The 19653-nt window shown below is 62.4% G+C and carries 21 protein-coding genes; 19 read left to right on the forward strand and 2 right to left on the reverse strand.

Translation table 11 applies throughout. The features are described 5' to 3' along the window. Positions 1-20 precede the first annotated feature (20 nt). Positions 21-467 carry an HIT family protein gene (locus GCM43_RS15320; protein WP_152246022.1) on the forward strand — a complete coding sequence of 149 codons (447 nt, stop codon included), beginning with the start codon at positions 21-23 and terminating at the stop codon, positions 465-467. Between the two features lie 8 nt (positions 468-475). Beyond that, the gene (locus GCM43_RS15325; RefSeq protein ID WP_152245764.1) at positions 476-922 is read left to right on the forward strand and encodes a gamma-butyrobetaine hydroxylase family protein; all 447 of its coding nucleotides are present in this window, start codon (positions 476-478) and stop codon (positions 920-922) included. A gap of 75 nt (positions 923-997) precedes the next feature. On the opposite strand, the gene GCM43_RS15330 is transcribed toward GCM43_RS15325, so the two are convergent. Then, positions 998-1951, reverse strand: a complete 954-nt coding sequence (locus GCM43_RS15330; RefSeq protein ID WP_152245766.1) for an aliphatic sulfonate ABC transporter substrate-binding protein — start codon at positions 1949-1951, stop codon at positions 998-1000. Positions 1952-1971: 20 nt separating this feature from the next. Further along, a complete protein-coding gene (locus GCM43_RS15335) occupies positions 1972-3024 on the reverse strand; it encodes a LacI family DNA-binding transcriptional regulator (protein ID WP_152245768.1) in 1053 nt (350 codons plus the stop codon). A gap of 202 nt (positions 3025-3226) precedes the next feature. Here GCM43_RS15335 and GCM43_RS15340 point away from each other — a divergent pair, with 202 nt between their 5' ends. The 17 genes from GCM43_RS15340 (at position 3227) to GCM43_RS15420 (ending at position 19637) form a co-directional block, all read left to right on the forward strand. Beyond that, complete coding sequence (locus tag GCM43_RS15340) at positions 3227-5503, forward strand: TonB-dependent receptor (protein WP_152245770.1); 2277 nt, start codon at positions 3227-3229, stop codon at positions 5501-5503. A gap of 2 nt (positions 5504-5505) precedes the next feature. Then, positions 5506-6810, forward strand: a complete 1305-nt coding sequence (locus tag GCM43_RS15345; RefSeq protein WP_152245772.1) for an LLM class flavin-dependent oxidoreductase — start codon at positions 5506-5508, stop codon at positions 6808-6810. Further along, the gene (locus GCM43_RS15350) at positions 6803-8053 is read left to right on the forward strand and encodes an alpha/beta hydrolase family protein (RefSeq protein ID WP_152245774.1); all 1251 of its coding nucleotides are present in this window, start codon (positions 6803-6805) and stop codon (positions 8051-8053) included. The genes GCM43_RS15345 and GCM43_RS15350 overlap by 8 nt, the downstream gene beginning before the upstream one ends. A gap of 117 nt (positions 8054-8170) precedes the next feature. Continuing rightward, positions 8171-8905 (forward strand): bifunctional demethylmenaquinone methyltransferase/2-methoxy-6-polyprenyl-1,4-benzoquinol methylase UbiE, encoded by a 735-nt coding sequence (gene ubiE, locus GCM43_RS15355; RefSeq protein ID WP_065310081.1) that lies wholly within the window; start codon positions 8171-8173, stop codon positions 8903-8905. 36 nt (positions 8906-8941) lie between these two features. After that, positions 8942-9895 carry a Tim44 domain-containing protein gene (locus GCM43_RS15360; protein ID WP_152245776.1) on the forward strand — a complete coding sequence of 318 codons (954 nt, stop codon included), beginning with the start codon at positions 8942-8944 and terminating at the stop codon, positions 9893-9895. A 180-nt stretch (positions 9896-10075) separates the two neighbouring features. Next, complete coding sequence (locus GCM43_RS15365; RefSeq protein ID WP_152246024.1) at positions 10076-10711, forward strand: ubiquinone biosynthesis accessory factor UbiJ; 636 nt, start codon at positions 10076-10078, stop codon at positions 10709-10711. Then, complete coding sequence (gene ubiB, locus GCM43_RS15370; protein WP_152245778.1) at positions 10708-12279, forward strand: ubiquinone biosynthesis regulatory protein kinase UbiB; 1572 nt, start codon at positions 10708-10710, stop codon at positions 12277-12279. Before GCM43_RS15365 ends, ubiB begins: the two co-directional genes overlap by 4 nt. An 18-nt stretch (positions 12280-12297) precedes the next feature. Next, positions 12298-12912, forward strand: a complete 615-nt coding sequence (locus GCM43_RS15375) for a methyltransferase (protein WP_152245780.1) — start codon at positions 12298-12300, stop codon at positions 12910-12912. Between the two features lie 78 nt (positions 12913-12990). Then, on the forward strand, positions 12991-13296 hold the full coding sequence (locus GCM43_RS15380; protein ID WP_152245782.1) for an FmdB family zinc ribbon protein: 306 nt from the start codon (positions 12991-12993) through the stop codon (positions 13294-13296). A gap of 45 nt (positions 13297-13341) precedes the next feature. Further along, on the forward strand, positions 13342-13983 hold the full coding sequence (locus GCM43_RS15385; protein WP_152245784.1) for a DUF502 domain-containing protein: 642 nt from the start codon (positions 13342-13344) through the stop codon (positions 13981-13983). A gap of 79 nt (positions 13984-14062) precedes the next feature. After that, positions 14063-15862, forward strand: a complete 1800-nt coding sequence (gene aspS, locus GCM43_RS15390) for an aspartate--tRNA ligase (RefSeq protein WP_152246026.1) — start codon at positions 14063-14065, stop codon at positions 15860-15862. Between the two features lie 220 nt (positions 15863-16082). Beyond that, positions 16083-16535, forward strand: a complete 453-nt coding sequence (gene nudB / locus GCM43_RS15395; RefSeq protein ID WP_152245786.1) for a dihydroneopterin triphosphate diphosphatase — start codon at positions 16083-16085, stop codon at positions 16533-16535. A gap of 9 nt (positions 16536-16544) precedes the next feature. Next, a complete protein-coding gene (locus GCM43_RS15400) occupies positions 16545-16838 on the forward strand; it encodes a hypothetical protein (protein ID WP_152245788.1) in 294 nt (97 codons plus the stop codon). 22 nt (positions 16839-16860) lie between these two features. Next, positions 16861-17160 (forward strand): hypothetical protein, encoded by a 300-nt coding sequence (locus GCM43_RS15405; protein ID WP_152245790.1) that lies wholly within the window; start codon positions 16861-16863, stop codon positions 17158-17160. A 72-nt stretch (positions 17161-17232) separates the two neighbouring features. Further along, positions 17233-18054: an endonuclease/exonuclease/phosphatase family protein gene (locus GCM43_RS15410; protein ID WP_152245792.1), complete on the forward strand. Its 822-nt coding sequence runs from the start codon at positions 17233-17235 to the stop codon at positions 18052-18054. Positions 18055-18063: 9 nt separating this feature from the next. Further along, positions 18064-19227: a cardiolipin synthase ClsB gene (gene clsB, locus GCM43_RS15415; protein WP_152245794.1), complete on the forward strand. Its 1164-nt coding sequence runs from the start codon at positions 18064-18066 to the stop codon at positions 19225-19227. Beyond that, entirely contained in the window at positions 19224-19637 is a 414-nt protein-coding gene (locus GCM43_RS15420) for an RNA-binding S4 domain-containing protein (RefSeq protein ID WP_226929503.1), read from the forward strand. Before clsB ends, GCM43_RS15420 begins: the two co-directional genes overlap by 4 nt. The last annotated feature ends 16 nt before the right edge of the window (positions 19638-19653 follow it).

Genomic DNA, 19653 nt, shown 5'->3' on the forward strand with positions numbered 1-19653 from the left:
GTTCGGGTGTGCGTGCCGGTGTGAGTTCGTGCGACCTGTGCAAGCTGCTCGACGGTTTTGCTGCCGGGCAGGGGCGCGAAGCGCTGCTATGGCGCAGCGAACAGTTGTCAGTGGTGGCGGTTGACGATCCGGCCTATCCCGGCTTTTGCCGCGTGCTCTGGAACAGCCATGTCAAGGAAATGACGGACCTGCTGCCCGCCGAGCGCAATGCCGTGATGGACGCGGTATGGCAGGTCGAGCTGGCCGTGCGTGAAGTGATGCAGCCGGACAAGGTCAACGTCGCCAGTTTCGGCAATATGACGCCGCATGTGCATTGGCACGTGATTCCCCGCTATGGCGACGATGCGCATTTCCCGCAACCGAGCTGGGCGCCTGTCCAGCGCGCCACCGATCCCGCGGTGCTGGCCGCCCGCCGCGCGCTGCTGCCGCAATTGCACGCCGCTATTATCGAACGTTTGTCTGCCTGAAACATACCATGACCGTAACCAATACTCCCCAGCCTACCGGCATCACCCTGCATAACGCTTCGCGCGTGCTGGACATCAGTTTTGACGACGGCGCCAGCTTTTCGCTGCCGTATGAATACCTGCGCGTCTATTCGCCGTCGGCCGAAGTGCAAGGTCACGGCAAGGGCCAGGAAACGCTGCAGCTGGGCAAGCGCCTGGTCGGCTTGTCCGGCCTGGAGCCAGTCGGCAACTACGCCGTGCAGCCGACCTTCAGCGACGGCCACAATTCGGGCCTGTACACCTGGAGCTATCTGTACAAACTGGGCGCAGAACAAGCTACCTTGTGGCAGGATTATCTGGACCGTTTGAGCGCTGCCGGCTACCCGGGCGACAGCGGCCGCGATGCCAAGGCCGACATGACCATCAAGCAGTCGTCGGGGCATGTGCATGGGCCGGGTTGCGGGCATCAGCATTAACTGCATGCGTTAGCAATGTTGTCGGATTACGGCCCCTGCGGGGCCTAATCCGACCTACGTGGCCACGTATCTACATCACGGCGTTGCCGGCTTCCACGTCCACACGCTGCCGGCTACCACCACCGGCTTTGGTATCAGCTTCTGCTGGTAAAACGCATCGGCCACGCGCTGCTGGTTGGCCACGATGTCGCTGGTGACCGGTACCGCGCCATAGCGTGAACGGCCTTGCCAGATGGCCACGATATCGGGCGGCAAGCCGGTCAGCGGGCCGACCAGCGCGGCAATTTCCTTGGGATGCTTATTGGCCCAGGTACCGGCCTCGCGTATCTGCCCGAGCACGGCCGACAGCAGCTGCGGCGACTGGCCGGCAAACTTGCGCGAGGCCAGGTAAAAGCCGTTGGCCAGCGGCAGCCCCGCGTAATCGGCCAGTACCCGCACCTGATAGGCCTGCTGGGCCGACGCAAAATACGGGTCCCATACCACCCACGCATCGATCTTGCCGCTGACAAAGGCGGCGCGTGCCTCGGCGGGCGCCAGATAAATCGGCGTGATATCGCGCATGCTCAAGCCGGCTTTCTGCAGCGCCACCAGCAGCAGAAAGTGCGAGCCCGAGCCTTTCTGGAACGCCACTTTTTTTCCCTTCAACTGCTTGACGTCGCGTAATGGCGAGTCTTTGGACACAAAGATCGCTTCGCTGTGCACCGGCGCCGGCTCCGCGCCCACATACAGCAGGTCGATGCCGGCCGCCTGCCCGAAAACAGGCGGCGGCGCACCGGTGCTGCCAAAGTCGATGCTGCCGGTATTGAGCGCTTCGAGCATCTGCGGGCCGGCCGGAAACTCGATCCAGCGCACCTGCTGCTGCGTGGCCGACAGGCTTTTCTCCAGCGTACCCTGGGCCTTGAGCAGGGCCAGCAGGCCGCTGCCTTTCTGGAAACCGATGGTCACCAGCTTTTGCTCGGCCGCCTGTGCCAGTGGCGCAATGCCGGCGATCAGGCTGGCAGCAAGCAGGAAGTGTTTGAACAGTTTCATGGGATTTCCTTTCAGGGGATTCAGGCGCTTTCGCGCGCAATAACGTCGCAGGCAAGCCGGTTCAGGCGCGCCTTTGCTGGCGGTGTGTCGCTGGCCACCACGCCCAGCGCTTCCAGAATGCGCAGGGCGGCAATTTCGCCGATGGCGCGCGCAGGCGGGCGGATGGTGGTCAAACTGGGCAGCAGCAAGGGTGAGATCGCGTAGTCGCCAAAGCCCATCAGTGCGCATTGTTGCGGGATGGGCACGCCGGCGCGCTGACCGGCCAGCAGGGCGCCGGCCGCCAGGTTGTCGTTGGCAAAGATGATCGCCTCGGCGCGCCCACGCTTGCGCAGGGCCAGCGCCTCGAACGCCTGGCGCCCGGCATCGAACGGCGCCGGCTCGGTGGGAACAAAGGTCCATGGCTGCAGGCCGGCTTCTGCCATTGCTTCCAGATAGCCATCGCGCCGGTCCAGTGCGCTCAGGTCGCCAGGCACGCTGTTTTGCACAAAGGCGATGCGCCGGTAGCCCTGGTCCAGCAGATAGCGCGCCTGCTGCTGGCCCACGTCCAGATTGGAAAAGCCGACCTGTATCGGTTTGCGGCGCGGCCGGTAATCCCAGGTTTCCACCACCGGTATCTGCGCCTGCGTCAGCATCGTTTCGGTGGCCTTGCTGTGAAACGGGCCGGTGACCACCAGCGCAGCGGGCGACCAGCCGAGAAAGGCGCGCACCGCGTTTTCTTCCTGCTCCTGTGAGAAATAGCTCGACGCCAGCAGCAGTTGGTAGCCGTGCGCGCTCAGGGTGTCGCTGAAGCTTTCGATGGTGTTGGCAAAGATCGGTCCCGAGATATTCGGGATCACCATGCCGACCACCCGGCTGTGGGTCGAGGCCAGGCCGCCGGCCACCAGGTTGGGTACATAGTGCAGCTCTTTGACCGCCTGCGCGATACGCGCGCCGAGCTCGCCTGAAACTTGCGACGGCTGCTTCAGGTAGCGCGACACCGTGATCGAGCCGACCTGCGCCAGGCGCGCCACATCGTGGATGGTGGCGCGACCGGAACCGCGCCGCTTGCGCGGTGCTGCTTTTTCTTCTGTCATGCGCTTATTCCCAAAAGACATATCCAAGAGTTTTTTAATTCTTTGACTTCAATCCGGCCATCAAAGACACTTCAGACGGTACCGGTACCATGAAAAGTCTAGCAGAGTTGCCGGGCAGGTCAAAGTTGATTCCATGACGTCGCCGCGCCATTTTTTGCATAAGGCGCCAGCGCAGAGGCAGCACATACAACAGGGGTAAAACATGCAGCGATTGAACAGCAAGCGCGCCGCCCGCCAGGCGGCTTTGGGACAAGGTTTGTTATTGAGCAGCGTGCTGCTGGCCGGCGGCACCCATGCCGACACGCTGGCGGCGGCCGGTGCGGACAATGCCGGTGAAGCGGCAATTGGCGTGGCGCAGGCCGGCAGCGAAGTGGCCAGCGTGACCGTCAGCGCCACGCGCCGCAACGCCAGCCTGCAGACCGTACCGCTGGCCATCACGGTGCTCGACGGCGAGCGCCTGGAACAGGCCAACCGCAACAGCATCGAGTCGATCGTGCAGGAAATCCCCAGCGCCACGTTTCGCCAGCAGGGCGGCAACAAGGACTCCACGCTGTTCGTGCGCGGCATCGGCACCATCTCGACCTCGCCCGGCGTCGAGCCGACGGTATCGACCGTGATCGACGGCGTGGTACTGGCGCGTCCAGGCCAGGCCACGCTGGACCTGCTCGATATCGACCGGGTGGAAGTGCTGCGCGGCCCGCAAGGCACGCTGTTCGGCAAGAACGCCTCGTCGGGCGTATTGAATGTGGTCAGCCGCAAGCCTGGCCAGCAACTGGCCGGGTTTGTCGACGGCGGCTATTACGAAGGCAATGAAAAGCGCGTGCGCGCCGGCGTTTCCGGTGCGCTGGTGCCGAACGTGGTTGCAGCTTCTCTCAATGCGCTGTATGCCGATTACGACGGCAACGTCAGCAACCTGCATGCTGGCGGCGGTAAAGTCAACGGCTACGAGCGCAAAGGGCTGCGCGCGCGCATCGATATCACGCCGCGCGACGATCTCGATATCACGCTGATCGCCGACTATCTGCGCAGCACCGGTTCGCCCAGCTTTACCGCCTACAAATCGACCAGCGCCGCGTTCTCGCAGGCTATCGCGCCGGTGCTGGCCAGCCCCGGCAACCGCAGCATCAACGCCGATCTGGCCAGCGATATTCGCGATACCAACCGCGGCCTCTCGGCGCAGGTGGACTGGCGTTTCAACGGCTACACGCTGACCTCGATTTCAGCCGCGCGCGACTGGGACAACCAGCAGTACACCAGCACCTCGGCGATTGGCAACAGCGCGGAGGCATCGCGCATCACCGCCGCCTATCCGGCCACGCGCGATATTGGCACGGTGGCGTTTTCACAGCTCTCGCAGGAGCTGCGCGTGGCTTCGCCCAAGGACGGCTTTGTCGACTATGTGGCGGGTGCCTATTACCTTCATGGCAAGGACCGCGAGGTGTATCAGCGCATCGTGACGACCAATGCCGTCAACAGCGGGCGCGCCGATTATGGTGTCAAGAATGACAGCTACGCCGTGTTTGGCGAAGCGACGCTCAATTTCACGCCGCTCCTGCGCGGCATTGTCGGTGCGCGCTGGAACCGCGACGAGCTGTCTTACGACCATGTGCGCACCTCGACTCAGGCGGCGGCCTTTCCCGGCGTGCAGCCGGCCACGCAAAGCGCCGGCGAAACCGACAAGGACGGCTACTCGGGCCGCCTGGGCCTGCAATACGACCTGGCGCCAGGCATCAACACCTACGCCACCTATTCGCGCGGCTACAAGGGCCCGGCCTACAATGTGTTTTTCAATATGCTGGCGCGCGACACGCTGGCGCTGAAACCGGAAACCTCGGACGCGTTTGAACTGGGGGTGAAATCGAGCTGGCTCGAGCGCCGCCTGACGGTCAATCTGGCCGCCTTCCATACGGCATACAAGGATTACCAGGCCAACTTCTATGACACCGTGGCCGGCGCCGTCGTCACGCGCCTGATCAATGCCGGCGAAGTCTCCACGCGCGGGCTTGAGCTTGACGTTACGGCACGGCCCACCCAGCGTTTGAGCCTGAACGCGGCGCTCGCTTATACCGATGCAAAAATCGACCAGTTCAACTGCCCCGCGGCAGCGGCTGCCTCGTGCAATCTCAATGGCAAGACGCTGCCGTTTTCGCCCAAGTGGAAAAGCTTTGTGCGCGCCAGTTACGGCCTGCCGCTCGACAACGGTCTGCTGCTCGATCTGTCGGCCGACTACAGTGTCCAGAGCCGTACCCAGTACGATCTGTTCCAGTCGCCTGACGCGATCCAGGGCGCTTATGGTCTGGTCAATGCGGGCGTGACGCTGTCGTCTTCCGAGGGCGGCTGGCGCGTGGCGCTGGTGGCCAAGAACCTGGCCAACAAATCGTATGCCACCAACTTGGTGACTTCGACCGGCTACGTCACGCGCGGCGTGCCGCGCGACGACAGCCGCTACTTCGGCATTACCGCCCGCAAGGAGTTTTAAGCATGAGCCGTACACCACCACGCCAGCTGAGCATCGGCGCTTTCCTGATGCGCCACGGCCACCATGTCGCAGCCTGGCGCCATCCCGATACCGATCTGGAAGGCAATGTGTTCCAGGTCTTCAAGCGCCAGGTGCTGGCGGCCGAACGCGCCTGTCTCGATGCGGTGTTTTTTGCCGACAGCGTGGCGCTGACCAATGGCGTGCCGGCGCTGGAACCACTGACGCTACTGTCTGCGCTGGCGGCGGTGACCGAGCGCATCGGCCTGATCGGCACCGCCACCACCACCTACAATGAGCCGTATCACGTGGCGCGCAAGTTCGCTTCGCTCGACGCCATTTCGCAGGGCCGGGCAGGGTGGAATCTGGTGACCTCCGACAACGCCATCGAGGCGCACAACTTCGGCCGCGACGCGCATGTGGGCCATGCCGAACGCTATGCGCGGGCGCGCGAATTTTATGACGTGGTCACCGGCCTGTGGAATGGCTGGGACGATGATGCCGCCGTCAACGACAAGGCCGGCGCGCAACTGTACCGGCCCGGCAGCGTGCGCCGGCTTGATCACCGTGGCGAGCACTTTTCGGTAGCCGGCCCGCTCAATGTGGCGCGCAGCGAACAGGGGCATCCGGTGGTGGTGCAGGCAGGCAGTTCCGAAGCGGGCCGCGACCTGGCCGCCGCCACGGCCGACGTGGTATTTACCGCCCATCCGGTACTCGCTTCAGCGCAGGCGTTTTACCGCGATCTCAAGCAGCGCGTGGCGGCAGCCGGACGCCATCCCGACCAGCTTAAAATCATGCCGGGCCTGTTTGCCGTGGTGGGCAGCAGCGAAGCCGAAGCGCAGGATAAATTCGGCCTGCTGCAGGAACTGATACAGCCCGATGTGGGGCTGGCGCTGCTGGGGCGCATGATCGGCAACTTCGATTTGTCCGGCTACGATCTCGACGGCCCCTTGCCCGAGCTGCCGCTGACCAATGACGGCCAGCGCAGCCGCCAGCAATTGCTGACCGCTCTGGCGCAAGGCGAGAACCTGACCATCCGCCAGCTGTACCAGCGCATTGCCGGCGGACGCGGCCACTTTACCGTGATCGGTACCGCGCAAACAGTAGCCGACCAGATGCAGCAGTGGTTTGAAGAAGGCGCCGCCGACGGCTTCAACTTCATGTCGCCGCACCTGCCCGGTGGCCTCGACGATTTCCTGCAAGGCGTGGTGCCCGAACTGCAGCGGCGCGGCCTGTTTCGCACCGCTTACGCGGGCAGCACCTTGCGCGATCATCTGGGGCTGGCCAGGCCGGGGAGGGCGCATGCGTAAGCTGGCATTGACAGTCATGCTGGCCGTGTCCATGGCCAGTGCGGCCTTGCCGGCTTGCGCCGAATGGGTGATCGGCGACGCCCGGCCCGATGCGCCCGAACTGGCCGCGCGCGGGGCGTTCAAGGTGGGCGTGCGCACCGAGCGCATCGTGCATCGCGACCAGTTCGATATATTGCGCGCCAGCGAGAGCAACCGTGCGCCGCGTTATGACCGCACCCTGACGCTGGAGCTCTGGTATCCGGCGCAACTGGCGCCAGGTCAGCGCGAGGCGGTGCAGTACACCGATGTGCTGGGTGCCGGCGCCAACAATCCGGCACGCCCCAATACGCCGTTTACGTTTGCCGGGCGCGCCGCGCGCGATGCGGCGCCGTTGCCGGGCAAGCCGTATCCGCTGGTGATCGTCTCGCATGGCTATCCGGGCTCGCGTCTGCAGATGAGCTACCTGACTGAAAACCTGGCGTCCAAAGGCTATGTGGTGGTGGCCATCGACCATATGGAGTCGACGCGGCTGGACCGCGCCGGCTTTGCCAGCACCTTGCTCAATCGCCCGTTTGACGACCAGTACGTGCTCGATACCGTGGCGGCTTGGGCCCGGCCGGGCAGCGGTCATTTCTTGTCCGGCATGGTCGATGCCGGCCATACCGCGCTGGTCGGCTATTCAATGGGCGGCTATGGCGCGCTGGTGGCGGCCGGCGCCGGCATTGAAGCGCCTGCACTCAAGCCCTTGGGTGTGACGGACACTGCACCGTTTGCATCGCTGCTGCATGGCGCGGCGCGCACGCTAGACACGCGCATCCGGGCGGTGGTGGCGTTTGCGCCGTGGGGTGGCTCGCGCGGCCTGTGGCAGGACGCCGGCCTGGCGCAGCTGCGCGTGCCGCTGCTGTTTGTCGCCGGCGAAGACGATCAGATCGCCGGCTATGCCGATGGTGTGCTGAGGCTGGCGCAGCAGGTCGTGCATGCGCCACGCTATCTGCTCGGTTACCAGCTGGCACGCCACAATATCGCCCCGAATCCGCCGCCGCCGGCCAGCCACGCCAATCCGATCGACTTTTCCGCCTACGCCGAGCCGGTATGGGATAGCGCACGCATTAACAATATCAACCAGCATGTGGTGACGGCTTTTCTCGAGCAGGCCCTGCGCCAGCGCGATATGTCGGCCTGGCTGGCGCCCGACTCGCCGGCGTCTCCGGCGCGCAGCATCGCAGGCGTGCATTGGCGGTACTGGCCGGCGGCGGAGAATTAAGCTTGGGCTAAGTTTGCTTTAAGTCAATTACGATAGTCTTGACTCCAGCTCAGTACATGTACGCGGCAAAGAGCTGGCCGCTTGTATAATGCAGGCAAATCAACAGGGCTGCCTACCATGACCAATACCACTCATTTCGGATACAAAACCGTCGCAGAAGAAGACAAAGTGCGCGAAGTCGCCAAGGTGTTCCATTCCGTCGCCGCCAAATATGACGTAATGAACGACTTGATGTCGGGCGGTCTGCACCGCTTGTGGAAAACTTTTACGATTGCCAATGCCGGCGTGCGCCCGGGCTTCAAGGTGCTCGATATTGCCGGCGGCACCGGTGACCTGTCCAAGGCATTTGCCAAGCAGGCAGGCCCGACCGGTGAAGTGTGGCTGACCGATATCAACGAGTCGATGCTGCGCGTGGGTCGCGACCGTCTCTTGAACCGTGGCCTGCTGACCCCCACCATGTTGTGTGATGCGGAAAAGCTGCCGTTCCCTGACAATTATTTTGACCGCGTCAGCGTGGCCTTTGGCCTGCGCAACATGACGCACAAGGATGTGGCGCTGGCCGAAATGCGCCGCGTTCTCAAACCAGGTGGCAAGCTGCTGGTGCTGGAGTTTTCCAAGGTGGCCGCACCGCTGCAAAAGCCGTACGACCTGTATTCGTTTTCCGTATTGCCATGGTTCGGCCAGAAAATTGCCGGCGACGCGGAAAGTTATCGTTACCTGGCTGAATCGATTCGCATGCACCCTGACCAGGAAACGCTGAAGACCATGATGGAAACAGCGGGCCTGGAACGGGTGCAGTACTACAATTTGACGGCTGGCATAGCCGCATTGCATACCGGCATCAAAATGTAAGGTTGTCCAACCTTGCCGGTTATTTTAGGAGATGGCATGAAAGTGAAAAAATTCCTGGTTGGCGTGATGCTGGCCGCAACCACCTTGTCGGTGCTGGGCGAAGCGTTGGCCCGTCCGATGGGCGGTGGCCGCTCGTTTGGCCGCCAGTCGCAAAACGTGGGTCGCCAGGCGCCTGCGCCGGCTCCGACGCCTGCACCGGCTGCTGCGCCACGCCAGGCCCAGCCAACTCCGGCGCCGGCACCGGCCGCTGCGGCCAAGCCGCCTAGCCGCTGGAAAGGCATCCTGGGCGGCGCCCTGCTGGGCCTTGGCCTGGGCGCACTGCTGTCGCATTTTGGCCTGGGCGGCGCCCTGGCCAGCATGATCAGCTCGCTGTTAATGATCCTGCTGATCGGCGGCGTGATCTTCTTTATCTACCGCATGGTGCGCAGCAAGCGTGACGCTGGCGCGAACAGCAGCGGCAATGCGCCGTTTGCCGGTTTTGGCGGCAACCAGCCTATGCCTGCTGGCGCTGGCAATACGCCAGAGATCGGCTCGCGCATTCCACCGCTGCCGCCGCTGCAACCAGTTTCGTCGGGCGTGGCGCTCGATAAACCGGCAGCTGCTGCGCCATGGGGCGTGCCGGCCGACTTTGACAAGGATGCGTTCCTGCGTCATGCGAAAAGCAACTTCATTCGCCTGCAGGCGGCCTGGGACAAGGCCGATACCAACGATATCCGCGAATTTACCTCGCCGGAAGTGTATGCCGAACTGCGCATGCAGATCCAGGAGCGCGGTGCGCAGCCGGACTTTACCGATGTGGTCACCATCGATGCCGAACTGCTGGGCATTGAAACGAGCGACAACGATTACCTGGCCAGCGTCAAGTTCAGCGGCCTGATCCGTTCGGCGCCGAATGCCGCGGCCGAGCCGTTTGCCGAGGTGTGGAATATGGCCAAGCCGGTCAGCGGCAATAGCGGCTGGGTGTTGGCAGGTATTCAACAACTGAATTAAAAATCGGAATTGCTTGCTGAATGGCAGCTTAAGCACCTGCTTTATTCGCCAAGCGTCGGCGAAACCTGCTGCCGAACTGGTAAGATCGAAGCCGCCCGTTGCATGACGGGCGGTTTTTTCTTTTTAAGGGCGCGCGCGGCGCGCAAGTATATGATGGCACCACTTTCTGATCTGACCCCAATGGCGCCGATAGTGGCCACTCTCAACCACCTGCTGGCGCAGGAGCCGTGGGCGCGCCAGCAACTGGCGCGCCATGCCGGCAAGCTGGCCGTGATCGATACCGGTGCGCTGGCGCTGCGCCTGCGCATCGACAGCACCGGCCTGCTGGCAACGGCGCCGGCCGACGCGCCGGCCAGCGTCACCATCCGCGTCAAATTGTCCGACTTGCCGCTGATGGCGAAAAACCGCGAGCGTGCTTTTTCCTACGTCAAGATCGAGGGTGACGCCGAGTTGGCCAATACGCTGTCGCAAGTGGGCAAGAGCGTGCGCTGGGATGCCGAGCACGACCTGGAAAAGCTGTTTGGCCCTGTTCTCGGGTCTGCCTTGGCGCCCATTCTGGCCACGCGCCTGGTGACCGGCGCCCGGTCGGCGGTGGCCGCCGTGCAGGCCGGCCAGCAGAAACTGGCTGAAAACGTCGCTGAATATTTTCTCGACGAGCAGCCGCTGCTGATCCGCCCCACCAACCTGGCCGAGTATTCGGCCGGCGTCACGCGCGTGCGCGATGATGTCGAGCGCCTCGATAAACGTCTTGCCAGGCTGGAAAAGGCGCTTGCCGCCCGCCAGCCTTCACCACCATCATCGGATGTTCCTACATGATTCTGAAATTTTTGCGCCTGTTAAAAATCATCCGGGTTGCTGTCAAGTATGGTCTTGATGAGATAGCAATTTCTGGCTTGCAGGTTCCGCGCACGGCCAAGCTGATCGATACGGTCATTTTCTGGCGCGACCTGTCTTCGCCGCGTGGCTTGCGCCTGCGCCTGGCGCTCGAAGAGCTGGGGCCGATCTTTGTCAAGTTTGGCCAGGTACTGTCGACCCGGCGCGACCTGATGCCGCCCGATATCGCCGATGAGCTGGCGCGTCTGCAGGACCGCGTGCCGCCGTTTGACTCGGACCTGGCCGTGGCGCAGATCACGCGTTCGCTGGGCGCGCCGCCCGACGTGCTGTTCGCGCAGTTCGACCGCGTACCGGTGGCGTCCGCCTCGATTGCCCAGGTGCATTTTGCCACCTTGCGCAATGGCAAGCAGGTGGCCGTCAAGGTCTTGCGTCCTGGCATGAAAAAGCTGATCGACGAAGACGTGGCGCTGATGCATATCGCCGCCGACTGGACCAGCCGCCTGTGGGCCGACAGCAAGCGCTTAAAACCGCGCGAGGTGGTGGGCGAATTCGACAAATATCTGCATGACGAACTCGACCTGATGCGCGAGGCGGCCAACGCCAGCCAGCTGCGTCGCAACTTTGCCGAGTCGAACCTGCTGCTGGTGCCGGAGATGTACTGGGATTATTGCTCCAGCAATGTGATCGTCATGGAGCGCATGAACGGCATTCCGGTGTCGCAGACCGAGCGCCTGGTCGAGGCCGGCGTGGACCTGCGCAAGCTGTCCACCGATGGCGTCGAGATTTTCTTTACGCAGGTGTTTCGCGACGGCTTTTTCCACGCCGATATGCATCCGGGCAATATCCTGGTGTCGATCGAGCCCGAATCGTTCGGCCGCTATATCGCGCTTGATTTCGGCATCGTTGGGACGCTGAACGACTACGACAAGGATTACCTGTCGCAAAACTTCCTGGCCTTTTTCCGCCGCGACTACAAGCGCGTGGCCGAGGCGCATATCGAGTCGGGCTGGGCGCCCAAGGAAACGCGCGTCGATGAACTGGAAGCGGCCGTGCGCGCCTGCTGTGAGCCGATCTTCGACCGTCCGCTGAAAGACATCTCGTTTGGCCAGGTGCTGCTGCGCCTGTTCCAGACCTCGCGCCGCTTCAATGTGGAAGTGCAGCCGCAACTGGTGCTGCTGCAAAAGACGCTGCTCAATATCGAAGGCCTGGGTCGCCAGCTCGATCCGGAACTGGATCTGTGGAAAACCGCCAAGCCCTACCTGGAAAAATGGATGAAGGATCAGGTCGGCGTGCAGGGCTTTGTCGAGCGCCTGCGCGCCGAGGCGCCGCGCTACGCGCATATCTTCCCGCAACTGCCGCGCCTGCTGCACCAGGCCCTGACGGTGGCTGGCGAGCCGCGCGAGAACGAGGTGGAGATCATGAAAACCCTGCTGGCCGAGCAGCAGCAGACCAATCGCCTGCTCAGTTTTATCGTCTATTTTGTCGGCGCCTTTGCTGTCGGTGCACTGGGCCTGCAGCTGTTTATGCGCTGGCATCCGCTGCCGTTTTAGCGCCTTGAAAGGGAAGTGATGACTGACTCCGGCGCGCCATTCACGATACGCGATCCGCTGTCGCCAGCGTTCTGGGACGAGCGCTTCGAGCGCCAGTTCACGCCGTGGGACCAGGGCGGCGTGCCGGCCCGGGTGCGCGCGTTTGTGGAAAACAGCCCGGCGCCGCTGCATTGCCTGATTCCCGGCTGTGGCTCGGCCTACGAGCTGGTGCATATGCTGGCGCATCAGTGGGACGCCACCGCCATCGACTTTTCCCCGGGTGCCGTGGCCAGTGCGCAGGCGGTGCTGGGCGAGCGGTCCGCCCATGTGGTGCTGGCCGATTTTTTCAGCTACCAGCCGGGCGCGCCGCTCGACCTGATCTATGAGCGTGCATTCTTGTGCGCCATGCCGCGCACTATGTGGCCGCAGGTGGCCGCGCGCTGGGCGCAGCTGCTGCCTGCTGGCGCCATGCTGGCCGGCTACTTCTTTTTTGACGACAACGCCAAGGGCCCACCGTTCGGCATCGCGCGTGAACAGCTGGTGGCCTTGCTGGCGCCGCATTTCGATTGCGTGGCTGATGAAGCCGTCGACGATTCGATCGCCGTATTTGCCGGCCGCGAGCGCTGGATGCAATGGCGCCGCCGTACCGCCTGAGGTGGCCCGGTCAATTTTCGTTAGCGCGGCGGAAAAGCTTTATAATTCAGGGTTTTTGATGATTTTTGCGGAGTTGTGATGCCGATTTACGCTTACCGCTGTACAGAGTGTGGTTTTGCCAAAGATGTCTTGCAAAAGCTCTCTGATCCAGTGCTGACGGTTTGCCTGTCGTGTGGCAAGCCCAGTTTCAAGAAACAATTGACCGCTGCCGGTTTCCAGTTGAAGGGTACCGGCTGGTACGCCACCGATTTCCGCGGCGGCACGGCGCCGACCACGGCCTTGCCGACCGGGCCGGTCGACAGCGCCAAGCCGGCCGCTGCCGACAGCGCACCGGCGGCGCCAGCTGCTGCTGCGCCAGCGCCTGCAGCACCGAAGGCGGACTGACGCCATGCGGCGCAAGCCGCAGCTTTTTCCCTTACCGAGACACCGATGCGTAAATACTTTATTACCGGACTGTTGATACTCGTACCCCTGGCCATTACGCTGTGGGTACTCAATCTGGTGATCGGCACGCTGGACCAGTCGCTGTTGCTGGTGCCTAAACGTTTCCGTCCCGATTCGCTGTTCGGCTTCGACCTGCCTGGCCTGGGCACGATACTGACCATCGTGATCGTGTTCCTGACGGGCTTGCTGACCAACAATCTGGTCGGCAACTACGTGGTGCGCATGTGGGAAAAGCTGTTGCAGCGTATACCGATCGTCAATTCCCTGTATTCCAGCGTCAAGCAGGTGTCCGATACGCTGTTTTCATCGTCGGGCAACGCTTTTCGCAAGGCCGTGCTGATCCCGTATCCACACCAGAATTCATGGACCATCGCTTTCCTGACCGGCGTGCCCGGCGGCGATGTGGCCAATCATCTGGTGGGCGACTATGTCAGCGTGTACGTGCCAACCACGCCCAATCCCACGTCAGGCTTTTTCCTGATGATGAAGCGCAGCGATGTCGTCGAGCTCGACATGAGCGTCGATGCCGCGCTCAAATACATCGTCTCGATGGGCGTGGTGGCGCCGGCGGAAGTTGTCGCAGTAGTAGCCCCTGACCTGGCTCCGGTATCGGCCGCCAAACAATAAAGGCAGGCGCCCGGGCAGCAAGCCGGGCGGCCGCCGGATCGAACATTCAAAACTAACCTGGACTGAGAAATTTATGTCAATGCGTACTCAATACTGCGGCCTCGTCACCGAAGCCATGCTTGGTCAAACCGTCAGCCTGTGCGGCTGGGTGCATCGCCGCCGTGACCACGGCAGCCTGATTTTCATCGACCTGCGCGACCGCGAAGGCCTGGTGCAGATCGTCTGCAATCCGGAGCAAGCCGAGATGTTCAAGGTTGCCGAGGCAGTGCGCAATGAATTCTGCCTGCGCGTGACTGGCGTGGTGACCAACCGTATCGAAGGCACGGTCAACAACAACCTGAAATCGGGCAAGATCGAAGTGGTGTGCTCGGAACTGGAAGTGCTGAACGCCTCGGTGCCGGTACCGTTCCAGCTCGACGACGACAACCTGTCGGAAACCACCCGCCTGACTCATCGCGTGCTGGACCTGCGCCGTCCGCAAATGCAGAACAACCTGCGCCTGCGTTACAAGGTGACGATGGAAGTGCGCAAGTACCTCGACAACCTGGGCTTTATCGATATCGAAACGCCGATGCTGACCAAGTCGACCCCGGAAGGCGCGCGCGACTACCTGGTGCCATCGCGTGTGAACGCCGGTAACTTCTTCGCCCTGCCGCAATCGCCACAGCTGTTCAAGCAGCTGCTGATGGTGGCCAACTTCGACCGCTACTACCAGATCACTAAGTGCTTCCGCGACGAAGACCTGCGCGCTGACCGTCAGCCTGAATTTACCCAGATCGACTGCGAAACGTCGTTCCTGACCGAACAGGAAATCCGCGATCTGTTCGAAGACATGATCCGCGTGGTGTTCAAGAACACGCTCGATATCGACCTGCCTAACCCGTTCCCGGTGATGGACTACGCCGAAGCGATGGGTCTGTACGGTTCGGACAAGCCGGACATGCGCGTCAAGCTGGCCTTTACCGACCTGACCGACGTGATGAAAGACGTCGACTTCAAGGTCTTCTCGGGTGCCGCCAACATGGCCAACGGCCGTGTGGTGGGCCTCCTGGTGCCAGGCGGCGGCGCCATGCCACGTTCGGAAATCGACGCCTACACGCAATTTGTCGGTATCTATGGCGCCAAGGGCCTGGCCTACATCAAGGTCAATGAAAAAGCCAAGGGCCGTGACGGCCTGCAGTCGCCGATCGTGAAGAACCTGCACGATGCAGCGCTGGCACAGATCATCGAACTGACCAAGGCGCAAGACGGCGACCTGATCTTCTTCGGCGCCGACAAGGCCAAGGTCGTCAACGACGCCATCGGCGCGCTGCGCGTGAAGATCGGCCACAGCGAATTTGGCAAGAAGAGCGGCCTGTTTGACGACGTGTGGAAGCCATTGTGGGTGGTGGACTTCCCGATGTTCGAACACGACGAAGAAGCCGACCGCTGGACCGCGACCCACCATCCGTTCACGGCGCCGAAAGACGGCCATGAAGATATGCTGGAAACCAATCCGGGCGCCTGCATCGCCAAGGCCTACGACATGGTGCTGAACGGCTGGGAACTGGGCGGCGGCTCGATCCGTATCCACCGCGAGGAAGTGCAGTCGAAAGTGTTCCGCGCACTGAAGATCGATGCCGAAGAAGCCCAACTGAAGTTCGGCTTCCTGCTCGACGCCCTGCAATACGGCGCGCCACCGCATGGCGGCCTGGCATTCGGCCTGGATCGTATCGTGACCATGATGACCGGTTCCGAATCGATCCGCGACGTGATCGCCTTCCCGAAAACCCAGCGCGCGCAAGACCTGCTGACCCACGCACCGTCGGAAGTCGACGAGAAGCAACTGCGCGAGCTGCATATCCGCCTGCGCAATCCAGAGCCGAAGGTCGCTGGTTAATAACGACGTAGGTCGGATTAGGTCGGGCCGCGCAGGCTCCGGAGGGGCCGTAATCCGACAACATTGTTGGCCTCAGGTGTTGTCGGATTACGCGCTTGCGCGCTAATCTGCCCGCGGAGGGGTGGTAATACGATACATTGCTCGCTTATCGGATGTTGTCGGATTACGCCGTTCCGGCTAATCCGACCTACGCGGCATGACCGTCTGTTCCCTTTACGCCATGACACACAAAATCCCCGTTTCCGTCCTGGTCGTGATCCATACCCCCGAACTCGAGGTGCTGGTGATGGAGCGCGCCGGCCAGCCAGGGTTCTGGCAGTCGGTGACCGGTTCGGTCGATGCACTGGACGAACCGTTGGACCAGGCCGCTGCGCGCGAACTGTTTGAAGAAACCGGCATCGTTGCCGACGGCCGCCAGATCGCGCTGCGCGACTGGAACTTGTCGAACGTCTACGAGATTTACCCTGTCTGGCGCCACCGTTATGCGCCGGGCGTGACGCGCAATACCGAGCATGTCTTCAGCGTGCAGGTGCCGCGCGACACTATCATTACGCTTAGCCCGCGCGAGCATTTGCAATATGCGTGGCTGCCGCACCTGGCTGCCGCCGACAAATGTTTTTCCGCTTCCAACGCGGAAGCGATACTGCAACTGCCTGCGTTTACTTTTTTGTAGAAAGCACCCATGTTGAACTGGACCAATCTGACGCTGCAGCAAAAGCTGATCAGCGTGCTGGGCATCGCGCTGTGCCTGTGCGTAATCCTGGCGCTATTCCGCTTTACGCCGCCTGATCGCACGCCGCCGATCGGCCTGTGGCTGATGGCCATCGGCTGGCTGCTGCACCCTGGCGCCTTTATCAAGGGCAAGCGCACGGTGGCCTGGCGCGGTGCGCCGTTGCTGGTCAAGATCGTCTGGGCTGGCGGCATTACGGCACTGCTGGTGAGCGTCACGGCTGGCGTCGGGCGCATGCTGGCCTGAACCTGTTTTTGAAAGTGTTTTTATGCTGAACTGGTCACAACTGTCCACCATGCAACGCCTGATCAGTCTGGTGTTCCTGTCATTTGTCTGCATGTCGCTGTACTCGGTTCTCTTTGCGCAACAGGCGCATACGAGAGTGCCGCAACTTGGCCTTCCGCTGCTGATGCTGGGCTGTCTGCTCCATCCTCGCTTTTTTGCCGGCGGCCGCGGCGCTTTTTCTTGGCATAGCGCGCCCATGGTGGTCAGGGTGCTGTGGATCGTTGGTGCGGTCGTTGGCGCAGTCAGTGCGGCGCAAAGCTGGTTCCTGGTGCTGACCTCCTGAAATCTTGCCGGACGTGCGCACGCGCACGTTTGCTTGCTGCAGTATCGTGGCGTCTCGGAGTAGAATCGACGCATGAAAATCCGCGTAGCAACTTATAATATTCATAAGGGCGTGTCTTCGGTACGAGGCCTGCCGCGTGTGCATGCGCTCAAGCAGGCGATTGCCCTGTTTGATGCCGATGTGGTGTTCCTGCAGGAAGTGCAGGGCAAGCATGACCACAAGGCGGCCCGCTTCGGCGCCGAAAGCCATGGCCACAAGCATTGGCCGGAAACTTCGCAGCACGAATTTTTTGCCGGCGCCGAACACCATAGCGCCTATGGCATGAATGCCGTGTATGACCATGGCCACCATGGCAACGCCCTGCTCAGCCGTTATCCGATCAGCTCGCAAATCAACCACGATGTGTCCGACCATGCTTACGAGCAGCGCGGCATCCTGCATTGCGTGCTCAAGACGCCCAAGGCCGATGTGCATTGCTATGTGGTGCACTTGGGCCTTTTTGAAGCCGGGCGCGGGCGCCAGACGCAGGCGCTGATCGACGCCGTGCTGGAATCGGCGCCCAATGGCGAGCCGGTGATTATTGCCGGCGACTTCAACGACTGGCGCAATACCCTCAGCGACAAATTGCGCAATGCGCTGGGCGTGGTGGAGGTATTCGATCAGCGCGCGTCGAACTCGGCGCTGGGCGACCTGGTGCGCACGCTGGCGCGCCGCCAGAGCCGCCCTCCGGCGCCGGTACCGGCGCGTACTTTCCCGGCTGCCTTGCCGTGGTTCCGGCTGGACCGCATCTACGTGCGCGGTTTTCAGGTGGAAGGCGCGCAGGTGATGCATGGTTCATTATGGGCAAAACTGTCCGACCATGCGCCTATCGTCGCGGCCCTGAAACTGGCGTAGACTGCCTGCATGCGCTCAGTCAACTACATCGCCCATAACGACGTCCAGCTGCTACATTGCGGTACCGATTATTTTCCGGCGCTGATCGGCGCGATCGACGGCGCCCGGCGCGAAGTCTATTTCGAGACCTATATCTTTGCCGACGACGCGACCGGCACCCTGGTGATCGAGGCGTTGATGCGCGCGGCGCAGCGCGGCGTGCTGGTCTGCATGATTACCGACTGGTTCGGCACGGGACGGCGCCGCATCAACGCCATGCATGCGCAGCTCGAAGCGGCCGGCGTGCATCACCGCGTCTTCAATCCCTGGTTCCTGGGCGGCATTGCCCGTACCCACCGCAAGATCTGCGTGGTCGACAGCGAGGTGGCGCTGGTGGGCGGCATCAATATCAACGACGACATGTTCTGCGACTACGACCACAACATCAGCTTGGCCGCACCGCGCTGGGATTTTGCGGTGCAGGTCAGGGGGCCGCTGGTCGAGGCGATCCATACCGAAGCGCAGGCGCAGTGGGCGCGCCTGGGCAAGATGAACCTGGTGCGGCGCATCAAGCTGTACAACAAGATGCGCGGCGTGAGCAAGGAACTGGCAAAGAACCCTGTGGTGGCCGGCTTCGTGGTGCGCGACAACCTGCGCAACCGCCGCACCATCCAGCGCGCCTATCTGCAGGCGCTGGGCCAGGCCAGGCACAGCGTGCTGCTGGCCAACCCGTATTTTGCGCCCGGTCACAAGCTGCGCCGCGCCTTGCGCAATGCCGCCCAGCGCGGCGTGGACGTAGTGCTGCTGATCGGCGTGGGCGAGTTTCATCTGCAGGATGCGGTGGCGCATTCCTTTTATCCCAAGCTGCTCGATGCCGGCGTCAAGATCGTCGAATACCGCAAGACCCAGCTGCACGCCAAGGTGGCGGTGGTTGATGACGACTGGGCCACGGTGGGCTCGAGCAATATCGATGCCCTGAGCCTGTTCCTGAACCAGGAAGCCAATGTGGTGATCAAGGATGCGGCGTTTGCGCATGCCTTGCGCAAGCATATCGAACAGGGCATTGCCGACGGCACGGTGATCCACCAGGACGACTTCAAGCATATCGGCCGCGTGCGCCGCTTCGGCTACGGCGTGGCGTTCTGGATGTACCGGCTGGTAATGCGCATTTTTTCCGTAGGCAGGTATGCATGAGTAAAGAAACAAGCAATCAGGCTGGCGACATGAACGCCATGCGCCTGGACAAATGGCTGTGGGCGGCGCGCTTTTTCAAGACGCGCACGCTGGCCAGCGAGGCGGTCGAGACCGGCAAGGTGAAACTGGGCGGCGAACACGTCAAGCCGGCGCGCAACTTGCGCGTGGGCGACAAGCTGCTGATCGACAACGGTTCCGACAGCTGGGAGGTCGGCGTACTGGGCCTGTCCGACAAGCGCGGCGCGGCCCCGGTGGCGCGCCTGCTGTACGCGGAAACGCAGGCCAGCATTGCACGGCGCGAGCAGACGGCGGAAGAACGCAAGCTGTTCCGCGAACCGGGCAGCACCATCAAGGGGCGGCCGACCAAGCGCGACCGCCGTCAATTGAGCAAGGCCGGCGACCATTCCTGAGGCCGGCTGTCTGCTG

This window comes from Janthinobacterium aquaticum (assembly GCF_009208565.1).
In the GTDB taxonomy this organism is placed as follows: domain Bacteria; phylum Pseudomonadota; class Gammaproteobacteria; order Burkholderiales; family Burkholderiaceae_D; genus Janthinobacterium.